Below are 15,263 nucleotides of genomic sequence, written 5' to 3' on the forward strand. Positions count from 1 at the left end.
TTTACTTAATTCCTATAGATATTATAGAGTTTTGTTTAAAAAAATTTTGACTTAGAAATAACCTTGTTTTTTACGTTCTTCCATCGCCGATTCTGACAATTGATCATCCAAACGAGTTTGTCCTCTTTCGCTAATTCTTGTATTGATAATATCAATAATAATATCTTCAATCGTAGAAGAATCTGAAGGTACAGCCGCTGTACACGTCATATCACCAACCGTTCTGTATCGTACTTTTTCTACCACAACTTCATCGTCTGCATTTGGCTGAATAAAATCTGAAGTCGCTATTAATTTATCATTGTAAACAATACATTCACGCTCGTGAGCAAAGTATAAATTTGGCAATTCGATGTTATTTTGTTTGATATAATTCCAAACATCTAATTCTGTCCAATTGCTAATCGGAAAAACACGAACATTATGTCCTTTTTCAATTCTTCCGTTCAAAATATTCCACAATTCAGGACGTTGAAGTTTCGGGTCCCATTGGCCAAAATCATCACGAACTGAGAAAATACGCTCTTTTGCACGTGCTTTTTCTTCATCGCGACGAGCTCCTCCAATACATGCATCAAATTCATTTTCTTCAATCACATCTAATAACGCATACGTTTGTAAGGCATTACGAGAAGGAAAACGGCCAGAAGTTTCTTTCAGATTATATTTTTTTATAGCATTTTCTACAGAGGCTACAATCAATTTTTCACCGATTTTATCAACCAAATAATCTCTAAATTTTATCGCTTCAGGAAAATTGTGTCCTGTATCTACGTGTACTAAAGGAAAAGGAAATTTCCCTGGACGAAAGGCTTTCAAAGCTAAATGAATCAAAACAATCGAATCTTTTCCTCCTGAAAATAACAATGCTGGACGCTCAAATTGAGCAGCTGTTTCTCTCAGAATGTAGATTGCTTCGTCTTCTAATTGATTTAAATAATTTTTTTCTTGACTTGACATTCTTTCTAACTTTCTAACTTATTTTTTGACAATAAAAAACTCCTCAAAATTTTAGAGGAGTTCATGAACTATTATTTTCGTAATTAATACATCACAACATATTCCACCTCTTGTAAAGAGCGACACATATACATTGACATATTAAATACTATTTTTTTCATTTTTCATGTTACATTTCTGAGTTCAAAATTATATTATTTTTCTAAATAAATATAATTAATAGAATAGTTTAAATAACAAACCTATTTTTCAAACAATTTAAAGAAAATTATCCTAAATAAGTTTATTCAATATAATAATAATCTATAAAACCGATAGATTTTATGTTGTAAAAGTAAAAATTTTATTTAAAATACAAAGATTGATTCCAAAAAAAGATAAAAAATTGAATATTTCGGGGACTTGCTTACCTTTGCAAAATGTCAAGAAAAGCGAAACAAAAAATCATATTAAATAATATAGAAGTTTTACGTGCTGGTGCAAAAGGTGTATCGGTTGGTAAAACAGAGGAAGGAAAAACGGTTCTGATAAAAGGCGCAATTCCAGGAGACGTTGTAGATGTACACGTTTTGAAGAAAAAAAGCAGCTATTTAGAAGGACAAGCAATCGAAATTCACACAAAATCTCCTTATCGCGTTCAGCCAGAATGTGAGCATTTTGGTGTTTGCGGTGGTTGTAAATGGCAAGATATGAGCTATGATGCGCAATTAAAATTTAAGCATGACGAAGTGGTTAACAATTTGGTTCGTATCGGAGGTTTCAAAGATTTAGATGCTGAAATTGTTCCAATTTTAGGTTCTAAAGAACAATATTTTTACCGTAATAAATTAGAGTTTACTTTTTCTAATGCACGTTGGTTAACGTTAGAAGAAATTCAGTCTGGGAAAGAATTTGACGACCGTGACGTAGTTGGATTCCATATTCCTGGTGCTTGGTCTAAAGTTTTGGATGTTACAAAATGTCACTTGCAACGTGATCCTTCTAATGCGATTCGTGTCGAAGCAAAACGTTTTGCATTAGAGCATCATTTAGATTTCTTCGATTTAAAAAATCAAGAAGGTTTATTAAGAACATTAATGATTCGTACTTCTCAGAATGGACAAGTAATGGTTTTGGTTCAATTCTTCCGAGAAGAGAAAGAAAATCGTGAAGCTTTCTTACAAAACTTGAAAGATAAATTCCCTGAAATCACATCTTTATTGTATGCAATCAATCCAAAACAAAACGATTCTGTTTATGATTTAGATATCGAAGTTTTTGCTGGAGATGATCATATTATGGAAAAGATGGAAGATTTGAACTTCAAAATTGGTCCAAAATCTTTCTATCAAACAAATCCAGAACAAGCTTACGAATTATATAAATTAACACGTGATTTTGCAGGTTTAACTGGAGATGAATTAGTATACGATTTATATACTGGAACTGGAACAATTGCGCAATTCGTTTCGAAAAAAGCGAAAAAAGTAGTTGGTGTAGAATCTGTTCAAGAAGCAATTGATGCAGCAAAAGCGGCAGCAAAATTTAATGGAATTGATAATTGTGATTTCTATTGTGGTGATATGAAAGATGTATTGAATCAAGATTTCATTAACGAACACGGAATTCCAGATGTAATTATTACTGATCCTCCACGTGATGGAATGCATAAAAAAGTGGTTGAAAATATTTTGTTTATGAATCCTAAACGTGTTGTTTATGTTTCGTGTAACTCTGCTACACAAGCGCGCGATTTAGAATTGATGAAAGATCAATATAAAATTGTTAAAGTTCAACCAGTTGATATGTTTCCACAAACACATCATGTAGAAAATATTGTACTTTTAGAGCGAATTTAAAATTCAATCAAAAAAAAAATGAAAAATATTCAACGTTTTCTAGCCTACTCAATTTTTGCTTCTATAATTTCTTTAGCATTTTATAGTTGTGAAGATGATGATATTTGTACCGACGAAGGTGATGTTCCACGCATGGTTGCTGATATGTATTATGATGGAACTAATGTTCCTTTGGAAGATTCTATTTATTATTGGGCGTATGTTTATAATGATTCGATTACGAAAGGAATTAGAGAAGCTACAGGAACGAGTAAAGATACTGTCTTAATCGAAAAAAATTCTGCTTTAGGGAAAACGAGTTTCGGAATTGCTTTGCGTAATAATTCAAAAAAAGAAATTTATTATACTATAGCGCAAGGTTCAGATATAGATGTAAAAGATTCTATAACGGGTAAAGTCATCAGAACAATTCCTGCAAAACGTGATCGATTGATTTTAAAATACGATACGCTTGGAAATGGCTATACTTCTAAAGCTTGTGGTTTTGGATTAACTTTTAAAGGAGTTGATGTAAAATTGGTAACAAAAACTGGAAATGGAGCTGGAAATTGGATAAAGAAAATAGAAACTGTAAATACTGAAATTAAAGATGGTTCGACAACTATTATTAAGCTTTTTGCTGACGAGCGCAATTAATTTTGCATTTGGTCAAGAAAATAAAACTGATTCAACAAAAGTTTCGGTTACAGATTCTATTCTCAAAAAAAAATACCACGATATTTTTATCGGTGTAGACGTTTTCAATCCAATTGTTTCTGCTTTCAACGATAAAAAAGGAGTTAGCGCTTATGCTTCTTATCAAATCAATAATAAGTGGCATGCCGTTGTAGAAGCTGGTTTCGAGAAAAATAATTTCAATGAAATCAATTGGGATGTTGATGTTGACGGCGTTTTTGCAAAACTTGGTGCAAACTGGTTTATAACGCAAGATATCGAAAATCAATCGAACGGAATTTACATTGGTGGACGAATTGCGTATTCTAAATATTCGCAAACCATCAATAGTTATCCGATTAGAGATTTACAATCGAATGAGATTACAGGAACAGGAAGTTTGCCAAAAGCGAATGTAAGCAGTTATTGGATAGAAGCTGTGGTTGGTGGACGTGTAGAGATTTTCAAGAATTTTTATGGTGAGTTAGCCTTGCATCCTGCAGCTTATATTGGAGGTAAAAAAGATCAAGGAATTAATCCTTTGGTTATTCCTGGTTACGGAAAATACAGTGGTCCTTTCAATATGCCAGTTTTTTGGGGAATTGCTTATAAGATAAAGTAAAACTAAGGTTAAGATTTAGACTAAAGTTAAGATAAAGTATACAAAAAAAGGAACTCTAAATTGAGTTCCTTTTATGTTGATGCGAAGCTGAAATGAATTCAGCTTGACATTCTTTCTCTACATTATCATTAATAATCCTTAAATTAGTTTATCTAACTAAGTCATCCTGAATTCGTTTCAGTAACATATCATATAAGGAATTCTGAAAATATATTATGTTTATATACTTACAAACAAATATCGAACTGTTTTTTATATTGGAGTTACCAACAATTTAATTAAAAGAATAGAAGCTCATAAAGAAGGAATTGGTTCAGCTTTCACTCAAAAATACAATGTAAAATCATTAATTTATTTTGAAGATTTTACTTCAATTAGTCAAGATATGTTAAGAGAAAAGCAATTGAAAAATTGGAAACGGGAATGGAAAATTAATTTAATTAAATCTAAAAATCCAAATTTAGAAGATATTAGTATTCTATAATAAACAAAAAAGGAACTCTAAATTGAGTTCCTTTTTATATGTTCTAAAAAGATTTATAGATTAATCCAAAACCTTTGCTCCTTTTACTTTTTGATTCGTTAAAGCAATATCCAAAACTTCTTTCATTTCTTTTACAAAATGAAAAGTCATTCCTTTTACGTATTCTGCTTTAATTTCTTCAATATCTTTTCGGTTATCTTCGCACAAAATAATTTCTTTGATATTTGCACGTTTTGCCGCTAAAATTTTCTCTTTAATTCCGCCAACTGGCAACACTTTTCCACGAAGTGTGATCTCACCTGTCATTGCTAATTTTGCTTTTACTTTTCGTTGTGTAAAAGACGAAACCAAAGACGTCAACATTGTAATTCCGGCAGATGGTCCATCTTTTGGCGTTGCTCCTTCCGGAACGTGAATATGAACTTTATAATTCTCGAAAACTTCTGGTTTAATTCCCAATTCATCCGCATGCGATTTGATATATTCTAACGCAATTGTCGCAGATTCTTTCATCACAGTTCCAAGATTTCCTGTAATCGAAAGTCCTCCATTTTTCGCTTTTGATAAAATAGATTCGATAAATAAAATATCTCCACCAACACTTGTCCAAGCTAAACCTACTACAACTCCAGGTACCTCATTATTCTCATATTGATCTGGTGTAATAGAAGGTCCTAAAATTTTAGAAATATCTTCGATTGAATATTTAGCATTAAACTCTTCTTCCAACGCAATATGTTTTGCAGCTGAACGAACCAATTTTGCAACTTTCTGATTCAATTTTCGAACTCCCGATTCGCGCGTATAACCCGTAATCAAATATTCGATTTCTTTTTTACCTAACACAACATCTTTCTCTTTTAAGCCATGTTCTGTTAATTGTTTTGGTAGAAGGTGACGTTTTACGATTTCAGATTTTTCCTCGATTGTATAACCTGCAATATTAATCATCTCCATACGATCGCGTAACGGACTTGGAATATCTCCAATATTATTAGCTGTCGCAATGAAAAATACTTTCGATAAATCGTAGCCAATTTCTAAGAAATTATCATAAAAAGTTGAATTTTGCTCTGGATCTAAAACCTCTAACATTGCTGATGAAGGATCTCCATGCGCACTAGCCGACATTTTATCAATCTCATCTAAAACAAAAACCGGATTCGACGATTCAGATTTTTTGATTGACTGTAAAATTCTTCCTGGCATCGCTCCAATATAGGTTTTACGATGACCACGAATCTCAGATTCATCGTGTAAACCACCCAACGACATACGTACATATTTGCGCCCAATCGCTTCTGAAATAGATTTCCCCAACGATGTTTTACCAACACCCGGAGGTCCATACAAACAAAGAATTGGCGAACGCATATCTCCTTTCAATTTCAACACAGCAAGATGCTCCAAAATGCGTTCTTTCACATCTTCTAAACCATAATGATCATGATCTAAAATTTTCTTTGCATTCTTGATATCAAAGTTATCTTTTGTCAAGGTATTCCAAGGTAAATCCAACATAAATTCAAGGTAATTACGCTGAATATTATGTTCTGGCATTTGCGGATTTAGACGAGAAAGACGGTTGATTTCTTTATCAAAATGATTTGCTACATCTTCGCTCCAACTTTTCGTTAAAGCACGTTTGCGCATTTCATTAATTTCTTCTTCTGTCGAATTCCCTCCTAATTCTTCTTGAATCGATTTGATTTGTTGATTTAAGAAATATTCTTTTTGTTGTTGATCTAATTCTTTGCGAACTTTATTCTGAATCGTATTCTTTAATTCCAATTTCTGAAGCTCAACATTCATAAAACGCATCACTTCCATTGCGCGAAGTTTCATATCAGAAATTTCTAATAACAACTGTTTTTCATCTAAACTTAACGTCAAATTAGACGCTACAAAGTTGATTAGAAATGTATTACTTTCGATACTTTTTATAGCTCCTGCAGCTTCCGAAGGCAACATTGGATTTTCTTCTACAATCTGAAAAGCTAAATCACGAATTGATTCAATAATAATTGGATATTCTTTGTTGCGTGATGTCGGAACTTTTTCTGTCAAAATTTCTACTTCAGCCTTGAAATAAGGATCATTTGATACAAATTCTTTAACTTTGAAGCGTTTCATCCCTTGTAAAATCACCGTAATGTTTCCATCTGGCAATTTTATCATTCGCATGATTTTCGCAACTGTACCAACTGTATACAAATCGTCTTGTGTAGGATCTTCCACAGCAATTTCTTTCTGCGAAAGCACTCCAATAATGCGATCTTCTTTGTAAGCTTGTGTTAAAAGTTGTATAGATTTATCTCTACCCGCGGTAATTGGCGCAACCACACCCGGAAATAAGACAGTGTTTCTTAACGATAAAATAGGCAATACCGAAGAAATATCTTGCTTATTTAGCTTACTTTCTTCGTCTTTACTCATCAAAGGAATTAATTCGATTTCTTCTTCCATTACTTGTGCTAATGACAAATTGTCTATGTTCATAATTTTTTTATACGTTCAAAGTGTCAGTAAAACTATTTTTAACTGACGAAAGCCTTTCATAATAACAACATTATTAAGATTTGAATCTTGTCTAAAGCATTTAGAAAAGCGAGTATAAATAAGTCAAACGTTATGCCAATAAAATATATTGTCAGTTTTTCAATAAAGGTTTTGAATGAGGATGAATAATTATTTTCACAAAGATAAATTTTATTCATAGTTTTAATATCAATTACACAAATAAAATCAATGATAAAATATTACATATTCTTCATACTATTTATTTTAGGTTATATTACCATTTTTTCTCAATGGTCTGGCTTTTCTCCAATTTCAGAAACCTACTCTTCTAATGGGATATATAAATTAAAATCTATTTCATATGATAATTTTATACCTAATTTGAAAGGTGAATCAATTATATTTTTTAATCGAGAACGTGATAGCTTGAGACAAAATAAGGTATATTATAAACTAAATAGATCATTTGATTTAAATGAAAATTTTCCTTTCTTCCTTGCAATAAGTAATGATGGGAGAAAAATAATCTATTTTACAAATTATATAAACAGCAAAGATTTAGAGGAAAGAAATGTGACTTATTATATTGATGGAAAAATAGCTAAAACTTATTCCTCTGAAGAGTTTACCAATTGTGATAAAAACAAAGAGAAATGCAGACTATTTTATGAAGCCGAAAATAGAAATTTGTTCGAAAACTATACTTCTACCTACAAAGAGTACAATAAATCTTTATCAGAGATAGATATTTTTTTAACTAAAAATTTCATCTTCAATAAAAATGATATTATTTACCTTATAGATAACAGAAAAAAGGTAACACTTTTTGATTTAGACAAAGGTGAAATAATCAAGTCTAATATTGATTTTGATTCTATTTATCCTGCAATAAAAAATATTGAACCTATAAAGAGTAAAATTTCAAATTATGAATATCCATATAAATATATAATAGATGTCAAAAACTCTCTTACTAATGAAAAAATAGCAGAAAGTATTAGTAAACTATCTAACTTAAAATTTATTCCGCTTGAGGATTCAACTTATAATAAATACAAACTTCATCAAATAGAAATAAGCGGCTATTTAAATAGAAATGGAAAATTTGAAATCGAAAATTTAGAAACAGATTCTATTTTTAATAAACAACAAATTGAAAACTATCTTTTAAATTCAACTTTTGAAACTGATTTTATTCCAAAAGAAGTTGACAAAATATATATCACAAATTTCTTTGGTAGCTATAGAAATTATGATGATAGAATTGCTGAATTAGAAACAATAAAAGATAAAGAAAAAAGAAGAATTGAAAGTGAAAAAAGACTTACTTTAGAAAAAATTGATAATATATACATTCCAAAAAATTTATATGAATCATTAACAGAATTAGATAAAATATTAGATTTCGAAAGCAAAAAACAACTCAAAGAATCAACAAATACTTTTATATTTAATTCTCACATGGGTGGTTTGGGTATGTGGATAAGAAACAATTGGGGAATTAATGGTGGTTCTAGATTATCGAAATATTTTAATGATAGAAATATTGGAAAACAAATGTTTGGAAACGTGTGGATATCCTAACGAAAGTTCCAGAGTAAGAAAAGGTATATAATACTTATCTTACAATTATGAAAGGAATAAAAAATCATTACGATGCTTCATTTAAATTACGAGCGGTAGAATTGAGTTATGAAAGAAGTAATATATCGGAATTAGCAAGGGAACTTGGAATAAAAGCCTCCTTATTATACAAATGGCGCAAAGATTATCAAGAATACGGATCCAATAGTTTTCCAGGAAAAGGTAATTTAAAACTAACGCCAGAACAGGAGCGAATAGTTGAATTAGAAAGAAAGCTTAAAGATGCAGAATTAGAACGTGATATCTTAAAAAAAGCAATCAGCATTTTCTCCAAGAACGGTCGATGAAATATAGATTTATAAAGAATCACGATTGCCAATTTCCGATTGAGAAAATGTGTATTATCTTAAAAATCCACTCCAGCAGCTATTATAAATGGAAAAATAAAGGTTGCTCCAATCGACTTTTGAGAAAAAATTTGATGCTAGATAAAATAAAGTATCTATATTTTAAATTCAAGCAGAGATATGGAAGTCCTCGAATTCATTCAGAATTAAATGCTTTAGGTTACAGAATATCAGTTAAAACAGTTGCTAAATATATGCAAGAGCTTGGTTTAAGAAGTAAATTAAGTAAAAAGTTTAGAGTTACAACAAATTCTAAACATAATTATTTAACTGTAAATAATCTTCTTAATCGAGATTTTTACGCTTCAAAACCTTCTATGAAATGGGTATCAGATATTACTTATATTCAAACTCAAGAAGGATTTTTATATTTAACAACAATTATCGATTTATATGATAGAAAGGTCATTGGTTGGAGTTTGAGCAATACGATGAGTACTGAAGATACAACTTTATCAGCATGGCGTATGGCTATAAAGAATAGAACGATTAAAAAAGGAATGCTATTTCATTCTGATCGAGGAATACAATATGCATCAAAGAAGTTTGCAAATACGCTTGATTCTTATGGTGTTATCCGTAGCATGTCAAGGAAAGGGAATTGCTGGGACAATGCTGTGGCTGAGAGTTTCTTTAAATCGTTAAAAACTGAAATGATTTATGGAAATAAATTAATTACAAGAGAGAAAATGAAAAAACAAATTTTTCAGTATATTGAAATTTGGTATAACAGAAATAGAAGACATAAAGCTTTGAATTATAAAACTATTTTTGAGTTTAATAATAATTTACAATTTTTAAAAAATGTAGCTTAACTTACACTGGAAAATTCAGGGGGATATCCAGACGCAATTTCTGGCTTAATAATAAAACAATATATCTTATGGTTAAAAGGCGATAAGACGTCATGGAAAAAATGGGAGGAAGAAAATCCTATTAAATAAAAAAATCGGGATTTACCCGATTTTAGATTTTGCAATTACTTTGCGATACAATTCTTCATATTGCGGAAGAATATTCGTTTTATCAAATCGTATCGCTTGTTCTTTTGCTTGATAACTAAACTCTGCCAAACGCTTTTCGTCCTCTAAAATATAAATCGCTTTTTCTGCCATCATTTCAATATCTCCTACTGGGCAAACAAAACCAGTGACTCCGTTAATATTTACTTCTGGAATTCCGCCTGCATTGGACGAAATAACCGGAACACTTGCCGCCATAGCTTCAAGTGCTGCCAAACCAAAACTTTCTTGTTCGGAAGGTAAAAGGAATAAATCTGCCGCTTTCAAAACATCATTCAAGTCACTTACCATTCCAAGACTTTTCACTTTATCTTGAATTCCAAATTCTTGAATCATTTGATCCGCCATATCCCATTCAGGACCTTCTCCAGCAATAATCAATTTCGATGGAATTTGTTTCTGGATCAAATTAAACGTTCCAATTACATCTTCAATACGTTTTACCTTTCTCAAGTTTGAAGTGTGCAAAATTACCTTCTCTTTTGGTTGCGCAAAATTATCACGACAACACACACATTTCTCTGGCAAATATTGATCATTATCAATAAAATTTGGCACTACTTCTATTTCATTTGTAATGTCAAATGCTTGTAAAGTATCTTGTTTCAAACTTTCGGAAACTGACGTTACAGCATCCGATTCATTGATCGAAAACTCAACAGCCGTTTTATACACAGGATGTTTCCCTACCAACGTAATATCTGTTCCGTGCAACGTTGTTACAATTGGTAATTTATACCCCTTTCGAGCCAACATTTGTTTCGTAAAATACGCCGCATACGCATGCGGGATCGCATAATGTACATGAACCAAATCTAATTCGTAATGCAAAACTTTATCATACAAAATTGTACTCAACGCCAAATCGTATGGCTGATATTGAAACAATGGATACGTTTCGACATGAATTCGATGAAAGTATATATTTGGTAATTTGATGTTTAATCTCGCAGGAACATTTGTGCTAAAAAAATGTACTTCATGACCTTTTTCCGCTAAATCCATTCCCAGTTCTGTTGCCACAATTCCACTCCCTCCATAGGTTGGATAGCATACAATTCCTATTTTCATTCGCGATTTTTATTTAGACAAATTTAAGGTAAAATTGCTTCATAAATTACTTGTCGAATATTTTCTCTCACTTTTTTAATGGAAAGATAATTTGGTTCGACGGTTTCATTGACACGATTCGAAAGAAAAATATACACTATGTTATATTTAGGATCAGCCCAAACCATAGATCCAGTAAAACCTGTATGACCAAAACTTTCGACAGATGGGCCAACTTTAGAAATATGTTGCATTTTATCAAAACCAGCTCCACGATGATTTCCTTTGAATTGTTGTTTTGTAAATTCCGCAACTATCTCTGGCTTCAAATAAACCTCATCGCCATATTCTCCACCATTCAAATACATTTGCATCAATTTTGCCAAATCAATCGAGTTAGAGAATAAACCAGCATGACCAGCAATTCCGCCCATCATCGCAGCTCCTTGATCGTGTACAAAACCATGTACCAATTGATTTCTATAGGTTTTGTCGTATTCGGTTGGAATAATATCTTCTAAACTAAATTTTTCTTTTGGATTAAAAGTTGTGCGATACATTCCCAATGATTGATAAAATTTTTCTTGTGTCAATTGATTCAAATCTTTCCCAAAATCCTTTTCTAATTTCTTCTTGAAAATATAATAGCCTAAGTCTGAGTATTCGTATGATTTACGGCCTAAAGATGATTTATAAATATCTTCGTAAATCGTATCTTTAATAGAGTTGATAATATAAATGTTATCTGTAACTTTTATCTGATGTTCCTCATCTTGCTTTCTCGAATAGAAATCTAAATATAATCGCGCATTTTTTACATTGACAGTTTCATTGTAAAAACCAATCCATGGCTTAAGACCAGCTTGATGCGCTAATACTTCACGAACTTTTAAGGAAGATTTGTTCGAGTTTTTTGCATCATTATCAATTTCTCCAATTGTTTGCTCAAGGTTTAATTTTCCTTCGTTTACCTCCAGCATCAACAAAGGCAACGTCGCCGTCACCTTTGTTACAGAAGCGACATCATATAAATCTGTCCACTTCACTTTTTTTAAAGAATTTTTATCTTGAGTTCCAAAGCTTTTATCATACACGATTTTCCCGTCTTTTGCGACTAAAATTTGCATTCCAGGCGTGTAATGATTTGCAATTGCTTCTTCGGCAAGTTTATCTATTTCTAAGAGTTTTTTTTTCCTAAATTCACATTTTCAGGTGCAGTAAATCCTAAACGTTTGATGTGTTTTGTTACAATTCCTTGCCCTTCTTTCAAGTTTTGATTGATATCTACCGGAAATGTTCCATCTGCATCAATTGCTCCAAAAATAACTTGCGCAGCAGCTGCTTGCGCATCTTTTGTATTTTGATAATGAACTGTAACCGCATCTAAATTTGATAAATCAAGATCTTTCAAACCATAAGGACTTGTGAATAATGAGAAGATTTTCTTTTTATCTTTTGGTAATGCTTTCAAAATTGCTTTCGAGTTATCTGACAATTTATATGGTTTGTAAACCGTTTCATTCGATAAAAACGCTCCCGAAATAATCACATCATAATCATTCAATAAATTGATCTGATTTGGATTTGAAATCTTCACCAACTCAACATTTGTATATTTTTGTAAATGTCTCAAAAATTGATCATAATCTGTTTGTTCAAGGGGAACAAAAGCTATTTTTTGATTCAATTTTTTAATTGGTAAAAGTTTGTGTTCATTCTTTACAACTGTCGAAGCTTTCTCAAAAATTTTAGTTGTTAACGCTAAATTTTCAGGAGAATTTAAATCTTCTAAAACATTTGCAGAATTTAAAGTTTTTATTTCATTTAAACCTGTAATATATTTTGCCATCAAAATTTTCTTCACACTTTCTTCTAAACGTGCTTCAGAAATCTGACCTTTATTTATTGCATCAATAATTTTTTGTTTCCCAACGTGTACATTTTGCGAAAACAATAAAATATCATTTCCCGCTACAAATGCTCTATAATCTACATCACCAGCAGGAAACATTTTTGCTACACCATCCATATTCAACGCATCTGTAATCACAATTCCTTTGAATTGTAATTCTCCTTTCAAATAATCTGTAATAATATTTTTAGATAAAGTTGAAGGTATTTTTGGATCTGGTTCTAAAGCTGGAACATTTAGATGCGCCACCATAATTGACTGTACACCTTCATCAATCATTTTCTTGAAAGGTGCAATGTGATATTTCTCTAAATCTGCTTTATTATCTGGAATCAACGGCAAAACTTTGTGCGAATCTTGATCTGCATTTCCATGTCCAGGAAAATGTTTTGCAGACGATAATACGTTTTGCGCACGCATTCCATCCATATAAGCAATTCCTTTTTCTGCAACTCGATCTGGATTTGAACCAAAAGAACGATTCCCGATAATTGGGTTATTTGGATTAACATTGACATCAACTGAAGGTGAAAAATTAAACTGAACACCCATTCTGTTCGCTTGTATACCAATTTGTTTTCCAACTTGATACACCAACTTATTATTGCGTAGAGCACCAAGCGTCATATTCCAAGGAAAACGCTCCACTCCTTTCAAACGCATTGCCAATCCCCATTCTGCATCCATTCCAATTAACAATGGAATTTTAGAAATAGATTGAAATTTATTTGTCAACTCAATTTGATGAGCCGCTTGATCTTGCATAAAAATTAATCCTCCGATATGTTCTTCTTCAATTAATTTTTGAATATCATTTTCATGCACCACATCTCTATTTGTATAGGCTGCAACGATAAATAACTGACCTACTTTTTCTTCCAATGACATTGAATTATACTTCTCATTCACCCATTTCATCTGAATAGAATCTTTGTACAATGGCGAAACGTGTTGCGCTTTCGAAGCTATAGGTAAAATAATTGTTAAGAATACGTATGCGATTACTCTTTTCATTCCGGAATAAATTAATTTTGCTTGTTTTTTCTTTTTTAGAAACATTTTTTAAAGGCCAATCAAGTTAGGATTGGTAAATTTATAGTAAATTGTCAAATTAAATAAATTTATATGAGTATTTTCAGTGTTGTACAGGATAGCATGTTGAATCATCCTGGACTAATAACTGTTTTTGGAGTTGCAGTAATTATTATGTTACTACTTGATTTAGGTGTTTTTAATAAAAATGCACACGCGGTTTCGAACAAAGAAGCGCTTACTTGGACTATCGTTTGGATTTCCTTGGCGATGATTTTTAGTGGAGTGATTTATTTCGTTTTTAAAGAAGCAGATGGACATGCATTTGCCATCAATAAATTTTCGCAATTCCAGGCGGCGTATTGGATAGAAAAAGCCTTATCCGTAGATAATTTATTCGTCTTCATACTCGTTTTTGGATTCTTTAAAATTCCAAAAGAATATCAACATAAAGTCCTTTTTTGGGGAATTTTAGGTGCTCTTCTTTTTAGAGCAATCTTTATTTTTGCAGGTGTTGAATTAATTAAAATGACTTATTTACCATCTTTTTCTATTGGAGATTGGCACTTTAATCTTGGTGATGAAGCAACTCATGCAAATTTTGAAGCAAAACAATTCTTCCGTCCAAATGTCGTTTTAACACTGTTTGGTTTCTTCTTAATTGTCGCCGGAATCAAATCTTGGAAATCAAGTGATGATGATGAAAATCAAGATTTATCACAAAATTTTGGTGTTAAATTGGTACACAAATTCTTTAAAGTTACACCGAATTTTGATGGAGATAAATTCTTTTCTGTTCAAAACGGAATTAAAATGGCAACACCACTTTTCGTCGCTTTAATGGTAATTGAAGTAACTGATTTGGTTTTCGCTGTAGATAGTATTCCTGCTATATTCGCTGTTGCTCCAGACGATCCTTTTATTCTATATTCATCTAATATTTTTGCAATTTTAGGACTTCGTTCATTATATTTCTTGTTGGCAAATTCAATGGATAAATTCAATAAACTACATTACGGCTTAGCGATTATTTTAAGTTTTATCGGAATTAAAATGATTATTATGCCATTCTATCATTTCGAATCGACTATTTCATTGTCAATAATTGGTGGAGTTTTATTAATAACAATTATTTGGTCGTTAATTTCGAATAAATCAGAGGTTAAGGAATAGATTAT

At 31.5% G+C, this 15,263-nt stretch carries 12 protein-coding genes; 7 read left to right on the plus strand and 5 right to left on the minus strand.

The features are described 5' to 3' along the window. Positions 1-51 precede the first annotated feature (51 nt). On the minus strand, positions 52-960 hold the full coding sequence (gene cysD / locus ACTS9J_RS12580; RefSeq protein ID WP_219035044.1) for a sulfate adenylyltransferase subunit CysD: 909 nt from the start codon (positions 958-960) through the stop codon (positions 52-54). Positions 961-1,379: 419 nt separating this feature from the next. Here cysD and rlmD point away from each other — a divergent pair, with 419 nt between their 5' ends. The 4 genes from rlmD (at position 1,380) to ACTS9J_RS12600 (ending at position 4,558) form a co-directional block, all read left to right on the plus strand. Next, positions 1,380-2,798 (plus strand): 23S rRNA (uracil(1939)-C(5))-methyltransferase RlmD, encoded by a 1,419-nt coding sequence (gene rlmD / locus ACTS9J_RS12585; protein ID WP_221856669.1) that lies wholly within the window; start codon positions 1,380-1,382, stop codon positions 2,796-2,798. Positions 2,799-2,816: 18 nt separating this feature from the next. Then, positions 2,817-3,434, plus strand: coding sequence for a DUF6452 family protein (locus ACTS9J_RS12590; protein WP_448353296.1), 618 nt, complete (start codon positions 2,817-2,819; stop codon positions 3,432-3,434). Further along, complete coding sequence (locus ACTS9J_RS12595; RefSeq protein ID WP_291046699.1) at positions 3,388-4,074, plus strand: DUF6048 family protein; 687 nt, start codon at positions 3,388-3,390, stop codon at positions 4,072-4,074. Before ACTS9J_RS12590 ends, ACTS9J_RS12595 begins: the two co-directional genes overlap by 47 nt. 223 nt (positions 4,075-4,297) lie before the next feature. Continuing rightward, entirely contained in the window at positions 4,298-4,558 is a 261-nt protein-coding gene (locus ACTS9J_RS12600; protein WP_312067505.1) for a GIY-YIG nuclease family protein, read from the plus strand. A gap of 60 nt (positions 4,559-4,618) precedes the next feature. Here the strand turns inward: ACTS9J_RS12600 and lon are convergent, their stop codons facing one another. Next, positions 4,619-7,057 (minus strand): endopeptidase La, encoded by a 2,439-nt coding sequence (lon, locus tag ACTS9J_RS12605; protein ID WP_280035558.1) that lies wholly within the window; start codon positions 7,055-7,057, stop codon positions 4,619-4,621. Positions 7,058-7,306: 249 nt separating this feature from the next. On the opposite strand from lon, the gene ACTS9J_RS12610 reads away from it, so the two are divergent. Together ACTS9J_RS12610 and ACTS9J_RS12615 are read left to right on the plus strand one after the other, a co-directional pair. Then, on the plus strand, positions 7,307-8,662 hold the full coding sequence (locus ACTS9J_RS12610) for a DUF6794 domain-containing protein (protein ID WP_448353297.1): 1,356 nt from the start codon (positions 7,307-7,309) through the stop codon (positions 8,660-8,662). Positions 8,663-8,709: 47 nt separating this feature from the next. Next, a protein-coding gene (locus ACTS9J_RS12615) for an IS3 family transposase (RefSeq protein ID WP_260392374.1) occupies positions 8,710-9,884 on the plus strand; the annotation gives its coding sequence in 2 pieces (ribosomal slippage) (positions 8,710-8,977 and positions 8,977-9,884; 1,176 coding nt in all). A gap of 141 nt (positions 9,885-10,025) precedes the next feature. Here ACTS9J_RS12615 and bshA read toward each other — a convergent pair. Genes bshA through ACTS9J_RS12630 form a run of 3 tightly spaced genes read right to left on the minus strand, consistent with a single transcriptional unit; the run spans position 10,026 to position 14,067 of the window. Continuing rightward, entirely contained in the window at positions 10,026-11,162 is a 1,137-nt protein-coding gene (gene bshA, locus ACTS9J_RS12620; RefSeq protein ID WP_125348800.1) for an N-acetyl-alpha-D-glucosaminyl L-malate synthase BshA, read from the minus strand. 23 nt (positions 11,163-11,185) lie between these two features. After that, positions 11,186-12,316 carry a serine hydrolase domain-containing protein gene (locus tag ACTS9J_RS12625; protein ID WP_125348799.1) on the minus strand — a complete coding sequence of 377 codons (1,131 nt, stop codon included), beginning with the start codon at positions 12,314-12,316 and terminating at the stop codon, positions 11,186-11,188. A 2-nt stretch (positions 12,317-12,318) separates the two neighbouring features. After that, positions 12,319-14,067: a glycoside hydrolase family 3 protein gene (locus tag ACTS9J_RS12630; RefSeq protein ID WP_448353298.1), complete on the minus strand. Its 1,749-nt coding sequence runs from the start codon at positions 14,065-14,067 to the stop codon at positions 12,319-12,321. A gap of 111 nt (positions 14,068-14,178) precedes the next feature. On the opposite strand from ACTS9J_RS12630, the gene ACTS9J_RS12635 reads away from it, so the two are divergent. Then, the gene (locus ACTS9J_RS12635) at positions 14,179-15,258 is read left to right on the plus strand and encodes a TerC family protein (protein WP_286494642.1); all 1,080 of its coding nucleotides are present in this window, start codon (positions 14,179-14,181) and stop codon (positions 15,256-15,258) included. The last annotated feature ends 5 nt before the right edge of the window (positions 15,259-15,263 follow it).

This window comes from Empedobacter sp. ULE_I140 (assembly GCF_053482575.1).

Coding starts and splice junctions, on each gene's coding strand:
- ACTS9J_RS12630 (WP_448353298.1), bottom strand. CDS start 14,067: ATGAAAAGAGTAATCGCATACGTATTCTTAACAATTATTTTACCTATA.
- ACTS9J_RS12590 (WP_448353296.1), top strand. CDS start 2,817: ATGAAAAATATTCAACGTTTTCTAGCCTACTCAATTTTTGCTTCTATA.
- ACTS9J_RS12595 (WP_291046699.1), top strand. CDS start 3,388: ATGGTTCGACAACTATTATTAAGCTTTTTGCTGACGAGCGCAATTAAT.
- lon (WP_280035558.1), bottom strand. CDS start 7,057: ATGAACATAGACAATTTGTCATTAGCACAAGTAATGGAAGAAGAAATC.
- ACTS9J_RS12610 (WP_448353297.1), top strand. CDS start 7,307: ATGATAAAATATTACATATTCTTCATACTATTTATTTTAGGTTATATT.
- bshA (WP_125348800.1), bottom strand. CDS start 11,162: ATGAAAATAGGAATTGTATGCTATCCAACCTATGGAGGGAGTGGAATT.
- rlmD (WP_221856669.1), top strand. CDS start 1,380: ATGTCAAGAAAAGCGAAACAAAAAATCATATTAAATAATATAGAAGTT.
- cysD (WP_219035044.1), bottom strand. CDS start 960: ATGTCAAGTCAAGAAAAAAATTATTTAAATCAATTAGAAGACGAAGCA.
- ACTS9J_RS12635 (WP_286494642.1), top strand. CDS start 14,179: ATGAGTATTTTCAGTGTTGTACAGGATAGCATGTTGAATCATCCTGGA.